General features: G+C 65.9%; 13 protein-coding genes, 2 tRNA genes and 1 riboswitch. Of the genes, 6 read left to right on the top strand and 9 right to left on the bottom strand.

Annotated elements, in window-relative coordinates; translation table 11 throughout:
• Positions 1-42: 42 nt before the first annotated feature.
• Positions 43-1263: a DUF418 domain-containing protein gene (locus MRY84_RS02730; RefSeq protein ID WP_291504225.1), complete on the top strand. Its 1221-nt coding sequence runs from the start codon at positions 43-45 to the stop codon at positions 1261-1263.
• A gap of 9 nt (positions 1264-1272) precedes the next feature.
• On the opposite strand, the gene MRY84_RS02725 is transcribed toward MRY84_RS02730, so the two are convergent.
• The 3 genes from MRY84_RS02725 to MRY84_RS02715 form a co-directional block, all read right to left on the bottom strand.
• Positions 1273-2091 (bottom strand): alpha/beta hydrolase, encoded by an 819-nt coding sequence (locus MRY84_RS02725; RefSeq protein WP_291504224.1) that lies wholly within the window; start codon positions 2089-2091, stop codon positions 1273-1275.
• Between the two features lie 98 nt (positions 2092-2189).
• Entirely contained in the window at positions 2190-3683 is a 1494-nt protein-coding gene (locus tag MRY84_RS02720) for a HEAT repeat domain-containing protein (protein ID WP_291504223.1), read from the bottom strand.
• Between the two features lie 7 nt (positions 3684-3690).
• Positions 3691-4998, bottom strand: a complete 1308-nt coding sequence (locus MRY84_RS02715; protein WP_291504222.1) for an O-acetylhomoserine aminocarboxypropyltransferase — start codon at positions 4996-4998, stop codon at positions 3691-3693.
• Between the two features lie 102 nt (positions 4999-5100).
• Between MRY84_RS02715 and MRY84_RS02710 the strand changes: the two genes are divergently transcribed.
• From MRY84_RS02710 to MRY84_RS02700, 3 genes are all read left to right on the top strand, one after another.
• Complete coding sequence (locus MRY84_RS02710; protein ID WP_291504221.1) at positions 5101-5553, top strand: CBS domain-containing protein; 453 nt, start codon at positions 5101-5103, stop codon at positions 5551-5553.
• Between the two features lie 173 nt (positions 5554-5726).
• Complete coding sequence (gene aroC, locus MRY84_RS02705; protein WP_291504220.1) at positions 5727-6824, top strand: chorismate synthase; 1098 nt, start codon at positions 5727-5729, stop codon at positions 6822-6824.
• A 103-nt stretch (positions 6825-6927) separates the two neighbouring features.
• Positions 6928-8745, top strand: a complete 1818-nt coding sequence (locus tag MRY84_RS02700) for a bifunctional metallophosphatase/5'-nucleotidase (protein ID WP_291504219.1) — start codon at positions 6928-6930, stop codon at positions 8743-8745.
• Between the two features lie 41 nt (positions 8746-8786).
• Here MRY84_RS02700 and MRY84_RS02695 read toward each other — a convergent pair whose 3' ends face one another.
• From MRY84_RS02695 to MRY84_RS02680, 4 genes are all read right to left on the bottom strand, one after another.
• Positions 8787-9698, bottom strand: a complete 912-nt coding sequence (locus MRY84_RS02695; RefSeq protein ID WP_291504218.1) for a DMT family transporter — start codon at positions 9696-9698, stop codon at positions 8787-8789.
• Between the two features lie 290 nt (positions 9699-9988).
• Entirely contained in the window at positions 9989-10438 is a 450-nt protein-coding gene (gene nrdR, locus MRY84_RS02690; RefSeq protein ID WP_291504217.1) for a transcriptional regulator NrdR, read from the bottom strand.
• Between the two features lie 20 nt (positions 10439-10458).
• Positions 10459-11703, bottom strand: a complete 1245-nt coding sequence (gene glyA / locus MRY84_RS02685; RefSeq protein ID WP_291504216.1) for a serine hydroxymethyltransferase — start codon at positions 11701-11703, stop codon at positions 10459-10461.
• A gap of 35 nt (positions 11704-11738) precedes the next feature.
• A riboswitch (ZMP/ZTP riboswitch) is annotated at positions 11739-11893 on the bottom strand.
• Between the two features lie 107 nt (positions 11894-12000).
• The gene (locus tag MRY84_RS02680; protein WP_291504215.1) at positions 12001-12843 is read right to left on the bottom strand and encodes a lytic transglycosylase domain-containing protein; all 843 of its coding nucleotides are present in this window, start codon (positions 12841-12843) and stop codon (positions 12001-12003) included.
• Between the two features lie 1008 nt (positions 12844-13851).
• Between MRY84_RS02680 and MRY84_RS02675 the strand changes: the two genes are divergently transcribed.
• Positions 13852-16602 (top strand): DUF349 domain-containing protein, encoded by a 2751-nt coding sequence (locus MRY84_RS02675; protein WP_291504214.1) that lies wholly within the window; start codon positions 13852-13854, stop codon positions 16600-16602.
• 447 nt (positions 16603-17049) lie between these two features.
• Here MRY84_RS02675 and MRY84_RS02670 read toward each other — a convergent pair.
• Both MRY84_RS02670 and MRY84_RS02665 read right to left on the bottom strand, forming a co-directional pair.
• Positions 17050-17134 (bottom strand) — tRNA-Leu (locus tag MRY84_RS02670).
• A gap of 193 nt (positions 17135-17327) precedes the next feature.
• Positions 17328-17412, bottom strand: a tRNA-Leu gene (locus MRY84_RS02665).
• Positions 17413-17431: 19 nt separating this feature from the next.
• Between MRY84_RS02665 and rnr the strand changes: the two genes are divergently transcribed.
• Positions 17432-19720: ribonuclease R (gene rnr / locus MRY84_RS02660; protein WP_291504213.1), on the top strand; the 2289-nt coding region annotated here is incomplete at its 3' end.

The raw sequence follows: 19720 nt of genomic DNA, 5'->3' as shown, positions 1-19720 counted from the left end.
GTCCACCCTCCGCTCCCGCACGCAGCGGCCCCCACACACCTCATGCACCCCACTGCTCCATCCGCCCCCAGCGGCCGCGATCACGCCATTGACGCGCTGCGTGGCTTCGCACTTTTGGGCATTCTCCTGGTCAACGCCGGCAGCTTTGCGTCCACCTATTTCGGCGTGGACGTGCCCGACCCTGCCTTCTCCCGGCCGGTGGATCATGCCGTGCGGTGGCTGGTGAGTCTGGTGTTCGAGACCAAGTTCTACCTGCTGTTCTCACTGCTGTTCGGCTACAGCTTTGCGCTGCAGATGGATTCTGCCGCGCGCGCAGGCAGCGCTTTTGTGCCCCGTTTCATGCGCCGCTTGGGCGGGCTGGCGCTGCTGGGCCTGGCCCATGCTTGGTTGCTTTTTGCGGGCGACATCCTGCTCACCTATGCGATCCTGGGCTTGGTGCTGCTGGCCTTGCGGGGGCTGCGCCCGTCCACGGCTGTGGCCCTGGCTTTGGCCCTGCTGCTGGCCTCGACGGCGGGCTGGGGGCTTTTGGCCTGGTTGCTGGCGCACGCTCCCCTGGCCGAGCTGCCGGTGGCTGAGTTGCATGCCAAGGCTCAGCAGGCTGCTCAGGCTTACCGCGCCAGCGTAGTAGACGCCGTTGCCCAGCGCGGCCGGGACATGGCCGAAGGCGCGTGGTTCGTGCTGGCCTTCGTGCAGGCGCCCTGCGCGCTGGCCATGTTTCTGCTGGGGCTGGCTGCGCAACGCTCCGGATTTCTCGTTCGCGTGGCGCAGCAGCCCGAGCGCCTGCGCCGCTGGGTGGTGGCCTGTCTGCCGCTGGGCGCTGCCGGGGCACTGTTCTATGCGTCGGCGCAGGGCAGCGCGGGCGTGCGCCTGCCCGAACACGTGGGGCTGGCGGCGCTGGCGGTGGACCTTGGAACGGCGCCCTTGCTCACCTTTGTGTACGTGGCGGGCCTCCTGTGGGCATTGCGGAGCGGCCGCGCAGGCCACCGCCTTGGCGCCCTGTTGGCGCCCGCCGGTCGCATGGCGCTGTCAAACTACCTGCTGCAGTCGGTGGTGGGGGCGCTGGTGTTCACCGCCTACGGCTTGGCGCTGGTCGGTCGGGTGGCTCCGTGGCAGGTGGTGGTGGGCGCGCTGGCGCTGTATGCTGCCCAGCTGGCGTTGAGCCGTCGCTGGATGGCCACGCACGCCTATGGCCCTGCCGAATGGCTGCTACGCGCGTTCACGTTGTGGCAGCGGCCCGCCTGGCGGCGCACCGGGGGTGGATGAGCGGGCGCCTCAGCGCGACAGAAAGTCGCGCAGCGCAAACAGCGTTTCTTCCGGCGCCTCGGTCATCTGGTTGTGCCCCACGGGCAACTGCGCCACCTGCACCTGCTTGCCGGCGGAGCGCGCCGCGCTGATAAGGCCCTGCGCGGCCTTGGGCGATGTCATCTGGTCCTGCCCGCCCAGGGCGAAGAGCACCGGGCAGGTGATCCGGGCCATGGCCGCTTCGCCACCCGTGTAACTGTCGCAGGCCACAAAGCCGCGGTGGAACACATTCACGGCGGGGTTGCTGCGCAGCACCTTGCGCCCCAGCGCCATGCCCGCGCCAAACACCCAGGTGCCCGGGCCCAGCGCCGAAGGCGGCGCGGCCAGCGTGCTGCGCGAGAACACGTTGACCATGCGCAGCGCCTTTTCCGGGTCGGCTTGCGATGCGTCGATGAGCGCGGGCGAAACTTTCATCGGGAAGGCCGTGCCCACCAGCACCAGGTGGCTGATGCGATCGCCCAGCCGCGCCGCGGCTTCCATGGCGATCAGCGAGCCCCAGCTGTGGCCCACCAGCGCCGCGCGTTTCACGCCCGCGGCATCCAGCAGCGCGCCGATGAATTCCGCGCCTTGCTCCACCGTGGCTGGCGCGTCACCGCCGCTCTTGCAGTGGCCCGGCAGGTCGATGGCCAGCACGTTCCAGCCGTGGTTGGCCATGTAGCGGCTTTGCAGGGCCCACACGCTGTGGTCATTGAGCACGCCGTGGATGAACACCACGGTGGGCTTGGCGGCATCGAAGGGCTTGCCGCCGGTGTAGCAGTAGGTGGCGGCGCCGTTGACTTGGATGTGCATGGGAAAGCTTCCTTGGGTTCGGTTGTCTCGGTGTGGGTTTGTTCGTTCTTTGAATGGAGTGCCTGCGGGCCGGCGCCTTTTCTTTCTTGTTCTTCTTTTCAAGCGCGCGCCATTGCCGCGTCCATTTCCTGCAGCCAGCGCTGCGCGGCGGTGCGCACCTGATCGCTGGCATCGCCAGCCGCCAAGGCCTGGGCCAGCGCGCGCTGTCCATGGGCCTCGTGGCGCCAGTAGCCCAGGGCCAGCACGGCCAGGTAGCGCACGGTGTCGTCGCCGTCTTGCGCCGCGGCCTGCGCCAGCGCGGGCACGGTTCGCGCACCGATGTGCTGGCCCAGGACACGGTCCCCCAGCACCATGGCGGCGTGCTGGCGCACGATGGTCAGCGGCGAGCGCAGGCCGCGCAAGGCCTCGTCCACCTCGCCGGGCCGCAGGGTGCAGGTGCCGCGGCCGGGGCGCAGCCACTGCTCTACCCGGGGCACCAGGCTTGGGCGCTGCGCGGGCAAGGATTCCAGCACACGGTAGTCCAGCGGCAGGGGGGCCAGCGCGTGGTCGCGAAACGGTCCGTAAGGCGACGACAGGCCCTGTGCCACGCAGTCATCACCCAGCGTGCCCGCTTGCGCCTGCTGCACCAGCCAGGCGCTGTCGCCCAGGTGGGCAAGGGCGCTGGCGCACCAGTTGCGCCCGGCCTGCGCCGGATGACGCTGACGGTTGCGTGGTACGGGCAGCAGCACCTGCGTGCGCAGGGCGGTGACCACGTCCGGGCTCGTCTGCCCGATTTCGCCCAGCAGGCGCGCAGCTTCGCATTGCGTGCTGGGGCGCGCCAGCAGGGCCAGCAGGGCAGGAACGGCGGCAGGGCCCATCGCCCGCAGAGCGCGCTGGGCTTCTTCGCCGCTGCGCTGCGCGCGCTCGCGCGTCAGGCCCAGGGCAGGTTCTGGAGCGCCCTCCAGGCAGGCCAGGTGGTAGCGCAGGCGCGCGGCCGGTGGCAGGGCCTGCACGCGCACGGCTTCGGCCATGTCGGCCGCGTGCCCTGGCAGCAGGAGGGCAAAGGCTTGGTCGCCCAGGCAGCGGCGCGCAATGGCAATGCCTTCATCACTGTCTTCGTGGAGCAGTACGGCTACGTCGGGTGCCAGCCGATCGGCCTGCGGCGACGCCTGAAGGGCGGCCCGCAGCCGGTGGCACACCGTCACGAGGGTGTCGATGCAGCGCTGGGCGGTGGCTTGCCAATGGGCCACATCGCCGCGTTGCGCTTCGGCGCACAGGGCGGCTTGCGCAGCGGCCAACGGGGCGCTGCCCGAGGCCAGCTCGGGCCAGCACCAGTCGGCGGGGTTCCAGCGCAAGCTGTAGAGCGTGCCTTGTTCGCTGTCCTCCCCATCGCCACCGGCCCGGGCCAGCGCGGCCAGGCTGTTCATCGCAACTGAGGGCAGGTGGATGGGGCCATCCTGCTCGCGGTACAGGCCTGCCAGCGCCACGGCGTACACGTCGCCGCGCAGCGGGTGCGCCTGCAGCGCGGGCAGCACCACGGCCAGCGCGTCGTCCAGCACGGTTTGCTCGAAAGCCTGCCAGTCCATCGCGGCTTTGGCTCGGTCCGGGATCATCGCGGCTTCAGGCCGCTTTCTCTGCGGCCTTGAGCGCGCGCTTGAGGTCGTCGATGAGGTCGTCCGCATCTTCGAGGCCGATGGACAGGCGGATCGTGCCCTGCGTGATGCCGGCATTTGCCAGCGCCTCGTCGCTCATGCGGAAGTGGGTGGTGCTGGCCGGGTGGATCACCAGGCTGCGGCAGTCGCCCACGTTGGCCAGGTGGCTGAAGACCTTGAGTGTTTCGATGAACTTCTTGCCTTGCTCCCGATTGCCTTTGAGGTCGAAGCTGAACACCGAACCGGCGCCGCGCGGCAGCAGCTTTTGCGCCAATGCGTGGCTGGGGTGCGACGCCAGCATGGGGTGGCCCACCCGCGACACAAGGGGCTGCGCGGCCAGGAATTCGACCACCTTTTCGGTGTTGCGCATGTGCTGCGCCATGCGCAGCGGCAGGGTCTCGATGCCCTGCAGGATCAGCCAGGCCGTGTGCGGGCTCATGCAGGCGCCAAAATCGCGCAAGCCCTCGCGCCGCGCGCGCAGCAAGAAGGCGCCCACGGTGCTCTCTTCGGTGAACACCATGTTGTGAAAGCCGTCATAGGGCTGCGTCAGCTCAGCGAACTTGCCGGCCGACTTCGGGCCGTCCCAGTCGAAGCTGCCGCCATCCACCACGATGCCGCCCACCACCGTACCGTGGCCCGAGAGGAACTTGGTGGCCGAGTGGTAGACCAGGTCGGCGCCCAGCTCCAGCGGCTTCATGAGCCAGGGCGAGGTGAGGGTGGAGTCCACCAGCAGCGGCACGCCGGCCTCGTGCGCGATGGAAGACACCGTGGGGATGTCCAGCACGTCGAGCCCGGGGTTGCCCACGGTCTCGCCGAAGAAAAGCTTGGTGTTGGGCCGCACAGCCGCGCGCCAGCCGTCGATGTCGCCCGGCTTCACGAAAGTGGTCTCGATGCCGAAGCGCGCCAGCGTGTAGTGCAGCAGGTTCTGCGATCCGCCGTACAGCGCCGTGCTGGCCACGATGTGGCTGCCCGCGCCCATCAGCGTGGCCACGGCCAGGTGCAGGGCGGCCTGGCCGCTGGCCGTGGCGATGGCGCCCACGCCGCTCTCCAGCGCCGCCACGCGCTGCTCCAGCACGGCGTTGGTCGGGTTGCTGATGCGGCTGTACACGTGGCCGCCGCGTTCCAGGTTGAAGAGGGACGCCGCGTGGTCGCTGGATTCGAACACGAACGAGGTGGTCAGATGGATGGGCGTGGCGCGCGCGCCGGTGGCGGGGTCGGGGCTGGCGCCTGCGTGCAGCGCCAGCGTGTCAAAGCCGGGGTCGGAGTAACCGGGCATCGGGGTGTCTCCCATGTTGTCAGTGCAGCGGGGATTGTGGGCTATATTCCCATCGATCATTCAGACTGCGGCAGCGCCGCCGCCCCTCGGAGACACAGCACCATGAAAGTCAGCGACATCCTTCGCGTCAAAGGCAACACCCTGTACACCGCCACGCCGGACGAGCCGCTGTCGGGTGCGGTGGCAGTGATGGCCGAGCGCGATATTGGCTCGCTGGTCGTCATGGAGCACGGCGACCTGGTGGGCATGCTCACCTTTCGCGAAGTGATCCAGGCGCTGGTCAAGAACGGCGGCAGCGTGGGCACGATGCTGGTGCGCACGGCGATGGACGATGCGCCCCTGACCTGCACGCTGGAAACCGACATGGACGAGGTGCGCCGCATGATGCTGGACCGCCACGCACGCTACATGCCGGTCATGGACCGCCGCATGCTGATGGGCGTGATCAGCTTCTACGACGTGGCCAAGGCCGTGGTGGACAGCCAGAACTTCGAGAACAAGATGCTCAAGGCTTACATCCGCGACTGGCCTGAGGATAAGCAACCAACCCCCTGAGTCGCCTTCGGCGCCTTCCCCCTTCTCTCGCATTGCTGCGCAACGCGGGAAGCGGGACGCCACCGGCGCGGCGGGGCGGCCCTTGCGCGGTGGCCGCTGGCGGAGGGCGTGCGGGCGCGAGCGTTGTGGCTCGTTTCCAGAGCGCCGATGCCTGTCTGGGATAATTCGTCGCCATGAGCGGCAACACCTTCGGAACCCTATTCGCAGTCACCAACTTCGGTGAATCCCACGGCCCGGCCATTGGCTGCGTGATTGACGGCTGCCCGCCTGGCATGCCGCTCGCGGAGGCCGACATCCAGGCCGACCTGGACCGGCGCCGTCCCGGCACCAGCCGCCACGTCACGCAACGCAACGAGCCCGATGCGGTCGAGATCCTCTCGGGCGTGTACGAAGGCAAGACCACCGGCACACCCATCGCCTTGCTGATTCGCAACACCGACCAGCGCAGCAAGGATTACAGCAACATCGCCCAGAGCTTCCGCCCGGGTCATGCCGACTACACCTACTGGCACAAGTACGGCATCCGCGACCCGCGCGGCGGTGGCCGTTCGTCGGCCCGCCTCACGGCGCCCACGGTGGCCGCAGGCGCCGTGGCCAAGAAGTGGCTGGCCCAGCAGTTCGGCACGCAGTTCCGTGCCTGCATGACGCAGCTGGGTGAACTGGCGATCCCGTTCGAGAGCTGGGACCACGTGCAGAGCAACCCCTTCTTCGCGCCCGTGGCCGATGTGCAGCAGTACGAGGACTACATGGATGCCCTGCGCAAGGCCGGTGACTCGTGCGGTGCGCGCATTCGCGTGCAGGCCACAGGCGTGCCAGTGGGCCTGGGCGAGCCGCTGTACGACAAGCTCGACGCCGACATTGCCTACGCCATGATGGGCCTCAATGCCGTCAAAGGCGTGGAAATTGGCGCCGGTTTTGCGAGCGTGGCCCACCGCGGCACCATGCACGGCGATTCGATGACGCCCCAGGGCTTTCGCACCAACCACGCCGGTGGCGTGCTGGGCGGCATCAGCACGGGGCAGGATCTGGAGGTGAGCATTGCCATCAAGCCCACCAGCTCCATCATCAGCCCGCGTGAATCGATCGATGTGCATGGCAATAGCACCGAGGTCATCACCAAGGGCCGCCACGACCCCTGCGTGGGCATCCGCGCCGCGCCGATTGCCGAGGCGCTGCTGGCGCTGGTCGTCATGGATCACGCCCTGCGCCACCGCGCCCAGTGCGGCGATGTGGTGCCTCCGGCGCCGCCTATTCAGGCATCGTTCCTGTAACGGGCGCGCTGCGCTGCGGGTAGAGCACGGGCTTTCGGTGCTGGTGACGCAGAGGGCGTGCAGCGATGTGCGCCCTTTTTTCTTGGATTGAATGAGGTAGTCCATGCGCAGCTTGTTGGCACAGGGTTTCATGGGATCGCAGCGAGGTCGCCGCAAGGTCGCACTCGCGATGGTGGCCACACTGGGGGCGGTGCTCGCGGGCTGCGGCACGGCTTTGCCTCCGGCCGAGGGGCGCAACCCCCAGCACATCGACATCACGCTCATTGGCTTCAACGACCTGCACGGCAATCTGGAGCCGCCGCGCATGGCGCACACCATTCCAACGCCGGCGGGGCCGGTGGCAGTGCCTGCCGGGGGAATGGCTTACTTTGCGAGCGCCATGGCCGCGCTCAAGGCGCGAGGGCCACACTACGCGGTGGTATCGGCGGGCGACATGGTGGGGGCATCCCCCCTGCTGTCGTCCCTGTTCTTGGACGAGCCCACCATCGAGGCGGTCAACGCCATGCAGATCGACTTCAATGCCGTGGGCAACCATGAGTTCGACCGGGGCTGGCGCGAACTGCTGCGCCTGCAGCACGGCGGCTGCGAGAAGTTCACCGCGCGCCAGCCCTGCCAGATCAGTCAGCCCTTTGCGGGCGCGCGGTTCGGCTTCCTGGCGGCCAACACCGTGCGCACCGAGGATGGGCGCACGCTGCTGCCCGCCACGGGCATCAAGCGGTTTACCGAAGGTGGGGTGACCGTCACGCTGGGCGTGATCGGGCTTACGCTGCAGGCCACGCCCACCATGGTCAGCCCTTCAGGCGTGGCGGGGCTGCGCTTTGAGGACGAGGCGGCCACGGCGAATGCATTGATTCCGCAACTGCGAGCCCAAGGGGCCGATGTGATTGCCGTGGTTATCCACGAAGGGGGCAGCACCACGGCGGGCGTGCAGGAGACCAGCTGCGCCGGCCTTTCGGGTGATATCGTTCCCGTTCTGGAGCGGCTCGACCCCGCCGTGGACGTGGTGGTCTCGGGCCACACGCACCAGGCCTATGTCTGCGACTACAGCCGCGTGAACCCGGCCAGGCCCTTTCTGCTGACCAGCGCCGGGCAGTACGGCACGCTACTCACGGACATCCAGTTGCGGGTGGATACGCGTACGCGCCGCGTCGTACGCAAGGCGGCGCGCAATGTCATCGTGCAGGGCGAGGCGTTCACGAGCGGCCAGGGGCATGTGCCGCTCACCTCGGCCGTGCCGTCCTTCGCGGCCGATCCACAAGTGCAGAAGGTCATCGACACCTACCGCACTGCCGCCGTGCCGCTGGCCCAGCGCCCCGTGGGGCAGGCCGCGGCAGCCTTGCGGCGCATACCGACGCCATCCCTCGAAAGCGCGCTGGGCAATCTGGTGGCTGACGCGCAGCTCCATGCCACGCGTGCACCGGAGCAGGGCGGGGCACAGCTGTCGTTCATGAACCCGGGGGGCTTGCGCGCCGACCTCGTGCCGGATGAACAAGGGCTGGTACGCTATGGTCAGCTCTACGCAGTGCAACCGTTCGGCAACCAACTGGTGGTCAAGACCTTCACGGGGGCGCAGATCAAGGCGGCGCTGGAGCAGCAGTTCGCCAGCGGCAGCAACACCGTGCAGCGGCCCCGGGTGCTGTTGGTGTCTGCGGGGTTTTCGTACCGCTACGACCTCACCCAGCCCGCGGGTGCGCGCATCAGCCACATGGTGCTGAATGGCATACCGCTGCAGGACGATGCGCCGGTGCGTGTGGTGATGAGCAGCTACCTCGACAGCGGCGGCGACAACTTCACCGTGCTGGCCCAGGGCCGCGACCGCATGGTGGGTGGGCTGGACCTGGACGCGCTCGAGGCCTACTTCCGTGATCGCAGCCCGGTGCTGGTGCCCGCCACGGACCGCATCACGCGCGTGGCCCGCTGAGCTGCGGGGGGGCGGCTTCCGCCTTCGCGTGGTCGACGCATTCACCGGCCCTCACTGCGCTCCGGGCGCAACGCCGCCAGCCAGCGCAGCGGATTGAACCCCGTCACCAGCCCGGTGGCTACCAGCACCAGCGCTCCACCCCACACCATTCCGGAGCCCAAGGCTTCGCCCAGAAAGATGTGGCCCCATGCCACGCCGAACAGCGGGATCATGAAGGCCGAACTCATGGCCGCCACGGGCGAGACATGGGTGAGTACCCGCAGATTGAGCCAGTAGGCCAGGCCCGAGGTCACGATGCCCATCACGGCCACCGCCGCCAACGCGCCCGGCGTGAAACGGGCTGCTGGCAGGCTCCAGGCCGCGCCCGGTAGCAGTAACACCAGCGCGGCAGCGTGGATGCCTGCGGCGATCGACAGGGGCGACATGCGGGCGGTGGCGCGCTTCATCCAGGTGGTCGAGATGCCATAGCAGGCCGACGCGACGATGCAGCCGAGGGCCGCGATGAGCAGCGCTGGCGTGGGCGCCACGGGCCCCAGTTGCACGATCAGGGCCACGCCCGCAAAGCCGCAGAGGCAGCCCAGCCATTTGCGCAGACTCAGTGTGTCCTCCTTCATCCACGCGGCGGCCAGCACGCTGAACGGAACGGCCATGGTGTTGAGCAGTGAGCTGTATCCCGCTGGCAGGTGCAGCGCAGCCCATGAGTAGAGGAGGAAGGGCGCAGCGACCGTGAGCGTACCCAGCCCGAACAGCTCGCGCCAATGGCGCCACGGCCATGATTCGTTGGCGACCCGCATGATGCCAATCAGTGTCAGCGTCGCCAGGCCAATGCGTAGCGCAGCCATGACATTGGGTCCAAGCACGGGGCTGGCAATGCGGATGAAAAGAAAGGAGGCGCCCCAGAGGGCGGATAGCAGCACCAGCTGCAGAAAGTGGCGGGTTTTCACCCGGGGCATTGTGGGGTATCGGCGCGCCGCGCGTTGGCGCGCGCCAGGCCAAGTTTGGCGCCAAATTGGCCTGGAGTGCTTTTGCAGTAAGCGCTGGCAGCTATCAATGCAGTAGCGCCCTGCGGTGTAGCGCAGGCGTCAGCGGAGGCTGCGCAGGCGTGCGTTCCGCTCGCGTTGGTGAAAGTTTGCTACTCAATTCATAGCTTTCAGCGCTTGCAGGATAAGCGCTGAAGGCAAGAACGATTGGATTCGTCCTCTGCTGTGGCTATCGCCGGCTCAGATGCGAAGGCAAGCGCTTGTCACTTGCGCACTTCGTCGACCATGGCGCGGAAATCGTCGATGTCTTCGAAGCTGCGGTACACGCTGGCAAAGCGGATGTAGGCCACCTTGTCGAGCTTCTTGAGTTCGCGCATCACGAGCTCTCCAATGCGGCTGGAGAGGATTTCGCGCTGCCCCAGATTGAGCAGCTTTTCCTCGATCCGCTCGATGGCGCTGTCGATCTGGTCGGTGCTCACGGGGCGCTTGCGCAGTGCCAGATTGAACGAGGCGAGCAGTTTGCCCCGGTCGTATTCAATGCGGCGCCCGTCCTTCTTGACGATGGCCGGGAAGTTCACTTCCGGCCGTTCGTAGGTGGTAAAGCGCTTGTCGCAGGCGCCGCATTGGCGGCGGCGGCGAATGAAGACCCCATCCTCGGACACCCGCGTCTCAACGACTTGCGTCTCGAGATGGCCGCAGAAGGGGCACTTCATGGGGGTTGCCGGTACTGGGTTTAACGGTAGACCGGGAAGCGCGCGGTCAGCGCATTGACCTTCTCGCGCACCGCGGCGATGTTGGCTTCATCGCGCGGGTTGTCCAGCACGTCCGCGATCAGGTTGGCGGTGATGCGGGCTTCTTCTTCCTTGAAGCCGCGCGTGGTCATGGCGGGGGTGCCAATGCGCACACCGCTGGTCACCATCGGCTTTTCAGGGTCGTTGGGGATCGCGTTCTTGTTGATGGTCATGTGGGCGGCGCCCAGCACGGCCTCGGCTTCCTTGCCGGTGATGCCCTTGGCGCGCAGGTCGACCAGCATCACGTGGCTCTGCGTGCCGCCCGACACGATGCGCAGGCCGCGGGCCGTCAGCGTCTCGGCCACCACCTTGGCGTTCTTGGCCACTTGTTCCTGGTAGGCCTTGAACTCGGGCTGCATGGCTTCCTTGAAGGCCACGGCCTTGGCCGCGATCACGTGCATCAGCGGGCCGCCTTGCAGGCCGGGGAAGATAGCGCTGTTGATGGCCTTCTCATGCTCGGCCTTCATCAGGATGATGCCGCCGCGTGGGCCACGCAGGCTCTTGTGGGTGGTGGAGGTCACCACGTCGGCGTGGGGCACGGGGTTGGGATACACCCCCGCAGCGATCAAGCCAGCATAGTGGGCCATGTCCACCATGAAGATCGCGCCCACGTCCTTGGCCACCTTGGCAAAGCGCGCAAAGTCGATGTGCAGGCTGTAAGCCGATGCACCGGCAATGATGAGCTTGGGCTTGGTTTCGTGGGCCTTCTTTTCCATCGCATCGTAGTCGATGGCTTCGTTGGCATCGAGGCCGTAGGAGACCACGTTGAACCACTTGCCCGACATGTTCAGCGGCATCCCGTGCGTCAGGTGGCCGCCTTCGGCCAGGCTCATGCCCATGATGGTGTCGCCGGGCTTGAGGAATGCCAGGAACACCGCCTCGTTGGCCGACGCGCCGCAGTGCGGCTGCACGTTGGCGGCTTCGGCGCCAAAGATCTTCTTCACGCGGTCGATGGCCAGTTGCTCGGCCACGTCCACGTGTTCGCAGCCACCGTAGTAGCGCTTGCCGGGGTAGCCTTCGGCGTACTTGTTGGTCAGCTGCGTGCCCTGCGCCCACATCACGGCGGGGGATGCATAGTTCTCGCTGGCGATCAGCTCGATGTGGTGCTCTTGCCGGGCGTTTTCAGCCTGGATGGCGGCAAACAGCTCGGGATCGGTTTGTTCGACAAGAATATTGCGGTCGTACATGGTTGGCAGTCCTATGAACTTGTGTCCCTTGAAACAAGGGCTGCCCAGGCGAACGGCTGAACGCAGAAGGGATGAACCCCGTGCGGCACGCTTCCCAGTGGTTCACAAGAGGCAGGCCCTTGCTGGTTTCCACGTCAGCGGCAGCACCCTGTCCAGGATGCAGCGCCTATCGCCAGTCGCGTACCCTGCTAGTGTAGCTGACGTGGCTTGTGCACAGACATAGCCCCAGGGCCGATCCGGTAGCACGCAAGAAATGAAAGTTGGGATGTGTTCCGCTCCCATTCCGGAGCCATCCGCTCAGAGTGCAGAGGAGAGCAGTGCCAGCTTGTCATCGCTGGCGGCAGGGGCTGCTGGCGGCGCCGTTACCGGAATGATCTGTGCAGGAGCCTGCGTGGAAAGGCTCGGAGGCGGGGCGGTGGGCATCGCGCGGCCATTTGCTACCTGACGCAGCCGGAAATGCTCGGCCATCACTTTGCTTGCATAGCCCCCGTCATCGGCGAGGTTGCCTGCACCCACATAAAAGCGCAGGCCGCCTTCCACCGAACCCGCCCGGGCAATGCACTCTTGCAGAACTTTCACTCCCACACGGAGATTGCTCACGGGGTCGAAAGCCGCAAAGTGCCCGCCGAAGTTCTGATACTTGTCGGTGTGGACGTTGGTCATCACCTGCATGAGCCCTTGCGCTCCCACGGCACTTTGCGCAAAGGGATTGAAGCTCGATTCAATGGCCATGATCGCCAGGATCAGTGTCGGGTCGATCTTGGACTTCGCGCCAATGTCATAGGCCTCTGCCACCAGCACGCTCAGCGGCTCGGGGGCCACCCGATACTTCTTGCTGAGCCAAAAGGCAACAGCGGCTTGTTCCTTGGGCAGGTCCCGGGGATTGCCCGCCGTGGCGCGCTCGCTGGCTTCCGGTTCGATTGGCATGCCAAGCACTTCCACTTGGCGGGCCTGCAGCCAGTTGCGCAGCTCCGCTTCGCCCGCTTGCCGCAGGTCCGGGCGCGCTGCAAGCATGATCACGACGAAGGCAACCGCCAGCCCGAGAAGGGCAAAGCTGCTGTGGGTAATTTCAAGAAAACCTTCGGTCACGTCGGCCACAAAGGTCCGCACGCCGGAGATGATTTTTCCTGACGCTGTCATAGCTCTTCCTTTCTGAGGCGCAACGGCGAGCCGGTAGCCCTTGAGCGGGCTTGACGGGTCGCGGCGAAACGCCTGGATTGGTACGCCATCAAGAGAGGCAGCACGAATGTCGATGTGCTGGAGTGCCTGCACTGACTTAGCCGGGTTCGGCAGCGAGGGTGGGGTTTTTACTAGCCCAGTTTTTGGGGCTCGCGGATTCTAGAAGTTCACTAAATGCGCGGTCAATACTAACATTGACGAAATTTATATCATTTGGTTATGATAAAACTGTTGTAAAACACAGTGTTTGCAGTTCTTTTGGGCTGGTTCCCGCCCCGGCGGGTACGGGCGAGGCGGTGCTCTGCGGGCGAAGGCTTGGCAAATTCAATCAGCCTGAGATACGCCATTGAATTTGCCGGTTGAGTCGTTGTGATCGCTTTGGTAAGGTTGCGTGGCCTGAGGATTTCAGGCATCGCCGGACAAGCCAAGTCTCCCGCCGAGCGCATTCAGTGCCACCGGCGCAGCAGATGGGGCTTCAAGGCAACCCCCTGGAGGCAATCTCTTGCCTCCTCGCCTGCGGACTTTTCATCTCCGCAGAGCGACTGATGGCAAAGACCGTTGTGTCAGCCGTCAAGCCCGGCGGGCAGGCCCTGGAGGTTTGTCCGTCGGGCTTTCTTGTTTTGAAGGTGGCGCTGGCGTCGTTTATCGCTCCACGGAGCCGCGGCACGGCTGGCGCTTTTGTGCCAAAGAGCACGCGTTTATAGATAATGAGTGCTTGCCCCATCCATTCCGGGTCGGGGCGGCAATTCCCTTTTGTGGCCGCGCGCGCTGCGCAACGGCGCGAAGGCCTGGTCTGGCAAAGCCTTGTGCCAAGTCACAGGGCGGTTCAGTTACACCGCCGTGGTGCAGCCTGTTTGCCAAACCCTGTGAAAATAGCTTCTTTGGGCTTTGGCGAGCGGCATGACCTCTATCGCCAAAGCCGTCCCGCCGGCCCCATGCCGAGGGTACCTTTGTCCATCCATTGGTTTCATGTTTCCATTCTTTTCTCGCAGCAAAATGTCCGACGCACCTGAAGTGAATCCGGCTCCGGCCAAAACCCACGAGCCCCATCCGCTGGATGCGTTGACCGGCGGCGCTTTTTCGGCTGCCACCTCTGGCGAGCGCGCTTCCCGTATTCGAGATTGGCTGGCCACGGAGCCGGCCCCAGAACAGCTGCAAGAGGTCTTCAAGGAGTTGAGCGGGCGTGACAAGGGCGCTGCGCGCGCGGTGCGCGAGCGCCTGGACGAGATCCGGCGTGCCAAGGGCCAGGAAGCCATCGCTGCCGAGTGGGCGGATAAAGCCCAGGCGCTGCTGGCAGCTCCCAAGCTGAACATCGCTGATGCGCTTGCTTGGCAACGTGACGCTGCCAAGGCAGGTGCGCCGCTTTCGCGCGAGCCGCTTTCTGTGCTGAAAGTGCAGCTCGCAGAGCGGGTGAAGGTGATTGAAGACCTGCAGCATCGCGTGCAAGTCCAGCGCGAAGCTGCGGTGCTGCTCGCTCAACGCATCGAAGTGCTCTCCACCAAACCCTGGCGCGATGCGCACGCCGCGATCGAACTCTTGCGCGCAGATGTGGCGCGCTGGCAGGAGCAGGCGCAAGGCCTCACCGGTGACCCCAGCTGGGTGAGTGTGGAAGCCCGCTTCCCCCCGTTGCTGGACGCTTCTCGCTCGCAACTGCTGGTAGTGTGGGAGGCATTCCAGGCGGCGGTTGCGCAAGCTGTGGCCGCCGCAGACGACACCAATGCGCCGTTGCCTCCCGTGCCGGTGTGGGCCGATGAATTGAGGGCAGCGCGCGGCCTGCCCACGCAAGCGGCTGTGGCGGCCGCAGCTGCTGCCAAACCCGTGCGGGCGGTCAAATCCAAAGCGGCCCCCGAGGTAGTTGAAAAGGCAGTTCAAAGTGTGCGCGAAGCCTTGGCGACCCTCGAAAAGGAAACCTCTGAAGGCCATGGCAAGGCCAGCGCTGGTGCAGCGGCTGCGCTGCGCGCAGTGCTGAAGGTGCACGGCAAGCACATTGACAGTGCCCTGGAGCAGCAAGTGCACATGGCACTGGTCGCGGCTGGTGAGCTGGAGGGCTGGCAGCGGTGGAGCGCCGACCAGGTGCGCGAGGATTTGGTGACGAAAGCCGAGGCCCTGCTCAAGCGCCCCGAAGGCCAGGCCCTGGGCGGGCGCAAGATGCAAGAAACCCTTCGCAGCCTCCGCGAGCAGTGGAAACAGGCCGACCAAGGGGGCGCTCCCAATCACGCTTTGTGGAAGAAGTTCGACGAGGCCTGCAACGCCGCCCACAAAGTGGTGGAGGCATGGCTGGACAAGATCCGGGCCGAGTCGGCTGAGCACAAGGCGCACCGCCTGGCACTCATCGAGGAAGTAAAGGCCTGGGCACAGGAGCACGCGGCCTCTGGCGACTGGAAGGCCATCAACCGAGCGCTCCACCAGTTTGGAGATCGCTGGCGCGAAGGCGGCCACGTCGGGGAAAAGCTTTTTGCTGAGCTGCAGCCGTTATGGAAGCAGGCAATTGCCCAGGCCGCTGCGCCATTGGAGGCCGCACAGAAAGAGAGCCTGGCTCGCCGCCACGCCATGATTGACGAGGCGGTCGCGCTGGGCGCGGCGCCCGCGCTGCGGATCGACGCGGTGAAGGCGCTGCAGCAGCGCTGGCAAGCCGAGGCGCAGGCCGTTCCCCTGGACCGCAAGCATGAGCAGAAATTGTGGGATGCTTTCCGCAAGCCCATCGACGAAGCGTTCCACCGCAAATCGGCAGACCGCGAGCGTGCTGTCACGGAGCTGAGCGCGCGTGATCGCGTCGTGCTGGAGGCTTCCAAGGCCCTGGAGGCGGCCAATGCCAGTGGCGATGCCCAGCAGATCCGGGCAGCGATGCAGGCATTGGAAGCAGCGCTGCGCGGGCAGGCGCAAGCTGCAGAGGCCGTGGCCTCTGCGCAGCAAGCCGAGGACAAGCAAGCCGAGCTGGGATCTGCCGCTGAATCGGCGCAGGCGGGTGTCCAGCCTGGGGCGGAATCCGATGAGGGCGACGCCGCTGCAGCAGCCGGCTCCGCAGTGGCCGCGCCTGCACCGGCTTCGCCCAAGCCTGCCGCGCGCCCTGTGGTCGCCGTCCGCGGCGATGACCGCCCCGGCATGAAAAAGGATGCGCCAGCGGCACCGGGCCGTGGTGGACGCCCCGGCGAGCGTCGTGACGGACGCGCCGGTGATCGGGAAGGTGGCCGTGGCCCACGGGGTGATCGCAGCGCGGCCGGCCATCGTTTTGGTGACCGCCCCGCCTACGAAGACCGTGGCCCTCGGCTGGGCGACACCGCCTTCCGGGCCCAGCGCGAAGCGATGGAACACGCCCAGCTGGCATTGAAGAAGCTGGCTGCGCAGGCCCATGGCGAGGCATTGACCCAACTGCTGACTGCGTGGGAGAAGCGTGACGCGGCCTTGGTGCCGAGTGCGCAGGACCTCGGCGCGGGTGTGACGGCCTCGGTGCGCAGTGCATGGACGCAAGCTGTGTCCACCGCTCCCCAGGGCGATGCGTCCGAGGCACTGCTGCGTTTGGAAATGGCGGCAGAGGCCCCCACGCCAGCGGAGCACATCGCTGCCCGGCGGATGCTGCAATTGCAACTGCTCACGCGTCGCAACGACCCCGCACCTGCGCAGACATGGGGCCAGGACGTGGCGCGCGTGCTGGCCAGCGGCAGTGACGCTGCCAATGCGCGCCGCTTGCAGAATGTGTTGAAGACGTTGCTGCGGAAGTAACGCAACTAACGCGAAGGGCGGGGTGCGCGCGAGGCATCAATGCCGCGCGCGCGTTGTGCGCTGCAGTATGTTGTGGCGCGCGTCGTTGAGTTGGTTTTTCGAGCTCGCTCGCGTCGTTCAGGCCGGGCTTTTTCGAAGCCTTGTAGGTCCGCTTCGATCAGTGCGGCGCGAATGGGTCAAGCAGCTGGCGCCGAATCAATCAGGCTCGACTCATGCGTTTGCAGGTGAAGGAGTCTCAACACGCCGCTTCGCCTGAATGTTGAGCGCTTCTTGTGTGCATCGACGTGCGGTGGGGGCGCACGTGGGCGCGTGCCGACGTGGCGCGAGGCCGGTTTCTGGAGGTGGTGTGGATAGCTGGATCCGCGAGTGATCCATCGCGGTCCGGCTGTACGAAGATTCGCTCAGAAGCAAAAAAGCCGTTGCGATTGCAACGGCTTTTTTATTGTTTGGTGCCCAGGAGAGGACTCGAACCTCCACGATGTTACTCGCTAGTACCTGAAACTAGTGCGTCTACCAATTCCGCCACCTGGGCTTTCAGATAAGCCTCGAATTATAGAGCAAGGAAAGGTTGCTAACGGGGAGAGTTGCCCAGATTTTCTTAAAAAATTTCCTACGGCGAGTTTGCACGCCTGTGGACCGTGGAGGTGGGCTGCAGAAATAAAAAAGCCGCTGTGTCAACAGCGGCTTTTTTATTTTAAGAACCTGCATCAGGTTCTCGTTAAACTTGGTGCCCAGGAGAGGACTCGAACCTCCACGATGTTACTCGCTAGTACCTGAAACTAGTGCGTCTACCAATTCCGCCACCTGGGCATTTCAGGAAAGACTTAGATTGTATATCAAAAAAAACACCCCCGGCACGCAACCTGCGCCCCACTTGTCGCAGGAAATTGAAGGCAGCGTGCAGGGGCACCGTGATGGCCACGGTTTCGTCATCCGCGACGATGGCGATGGCGACATCTACATCCCCCCCAATGAAATGCGCGCCGTGCTGCACAAGGACCGCGTGCGTGTGCGCATCGTGCGCCAAGACCGCCGCGGCCGCCCCGAAGGCCGTGTGGTCGAAATCATCGATCGGCCACCGCAGCCCATCATCGGCCGCCTGCTGCAGGAAAGCGGCGTGTGGCTCGTGGCGCCCGAAGACAAGCGCTATGGCCAGGATGTGTTGATCCCCAAGGGCGCCACGGGCGCTGCGAAACCAGGACAGGTCGTGGTGGTTGAGTTGACAGAACCTCCCGCCTTGTTCGGCCAGCCTGTGGGCCGCATCACCGAAGTGCTGGGCGAAGTGGATGACCCTGGCATGGAGATCGAGATCGCCGTGCGCAAGTACGGCGTGCCGCACGAGTTCTCCGAGGCCTGCCTGGCCGAGGCCAAGGCCCTGCCCGACAAGGTGCGAGCGCAGGACAAGAAACGCCGCGTGGACCTGACCGATGTGCCCCTGGTCACCATCGACGGGGAAGATGCGCGCGACTTCGACGATGCCGTGTACTGCGAACCCGCCAAGGTGGGGCGGAGCAAGGGCTGGCGCCTCCTGGTGGCCATTGCCGATGTGAGCCACTACGTGGAGACTGGCAGCCCCATCGACATCGACGCCTATGACCGCGCTACCAGCGTGTACTTCCCGCGCCGTGTGATCCCCATGCTGCCCGAGAAACTCAGCAACGGCTTGTGTTCGCTGAACCCCGAGGTGGAGCGCCTGTGCATGGTCTGCGACATGCTGATCACGGCCAAGGGCGAGATCCACGCGTACCAGTTCTATCCGGCCGTGATGTTCAGCCACGCGCGCTTCACCTACACCGAGGTGGCCGCAATCTTGGCGAACACGCGCGGCCCTGAGGCCAGCAAGCGCAAGGACCGCGTCAAGGACCTGCTGAACCTGCATGACGTGTACCGCGCACTGCTGATTGCACGCCAGCAGCGCGGCGCTGTGGACTTCGAGACCACCGAGACCCAGATCATCTGCGACGAAAACGGCCGCATTGAAAAAATCGTTCCGCGCACCCGCAACGATGCGCACAAGCTCATCGAAGAGGCCATGCTGGCGGCCAACGTCTGCAGCGCCGATTTCATCGCCCAGGGCGGCCAGCCCGGCCTGTTCCGCGTGCACGAAGGCCCCACGCCCGAGAAGCAGGAGATTTTGCGCAACTACCTCAAGGCCATGGCCGTGGGGATGACCATCGGCGACAACCCCAAGCCCGCGGAGTTCCAGGCAATCGCGACGGCCACCAAGGACCGGCCGGACGCGCAGCAGATCCACACCATGCTGCTGCGTTCCATGCAGCAGGCGATCTACACGCCCATCAACAGCGGTCACTTCGGCCTCGCGTTTGAGGCCTACACGCACTTCACCAGCCCCATCCGGCGCTATCCGGACTTGCTGGTGCACCGCGTGATCAAGGCCATCCTGAACAAGACCCAGTACAAGCTGCCTTCGCTGCCCACGCCCGGCGAAGCCCATGCCAAGCTGGCCAAACGCCTGGCTTCTCGCGTGGCCGCCCCGGGCACCCAGCCACGCAAGGAGGCCAAGCCGCCCAGCCGCGAAACCCAGGCCTGGGAGGCGGCGGGCCTGCATTGCAGCGCCAACGAGCGCCGTGCCGACGAGGCCAGCCGTGACGTGGAGGCCTGGCTCAAGTGCAAGTACATGCGCGAACACCTGGGCGAGGAGTACAGTGGCGTGGTGAGCGCTGCCACCAGCTTCGGCATCTTTGTCACGCTGGATGCGATGTACGTCGAAGGCTTGGTGCACATCACCGAACTGGGCGGCGAGTACTTCAAGTTCGACGAGGCGCGCCAGGAACTGCGCGGCGAGCGCACGGGCATCCGCTACTCCATCGGCACGCGGGTGCGCGTGCAGGTCAGCCGCGTGGACCTGGATGGGCGCAAGATCGACTTCCGCCTGGTGCGCGAGGGCGAAGAACTGCTGGGCCGCGCGCTTAGGGACAAGGGAGGCGGTGCGGACGGGGCGGGTGGTGGCAACTCCCGCAAGTCGCCTTCACGCTCGGGTGGTCGCAAGTCGGACAAGGCAGCCGCGGTCCCGTCGCCGACCGAGCAAGCGGGCCTCACGCGCGAGCGGGCCGCGCGGTCGCCCATCCAGTCTCTCAAGGCCTCGGTGAAGAAGGCG

It is taken from the genome of Acidovorax sp. (assembly GCF_022763525.1).
Classification (GTDB): Bacteria; Pseudomonadota; Gammaproteobacteria; order Burkholderiales; family Burkholderiaceae_C; genus Acidovorax.
This window is presented reverse-complemented; position numbering and strand designations above follow the sequence as displayed.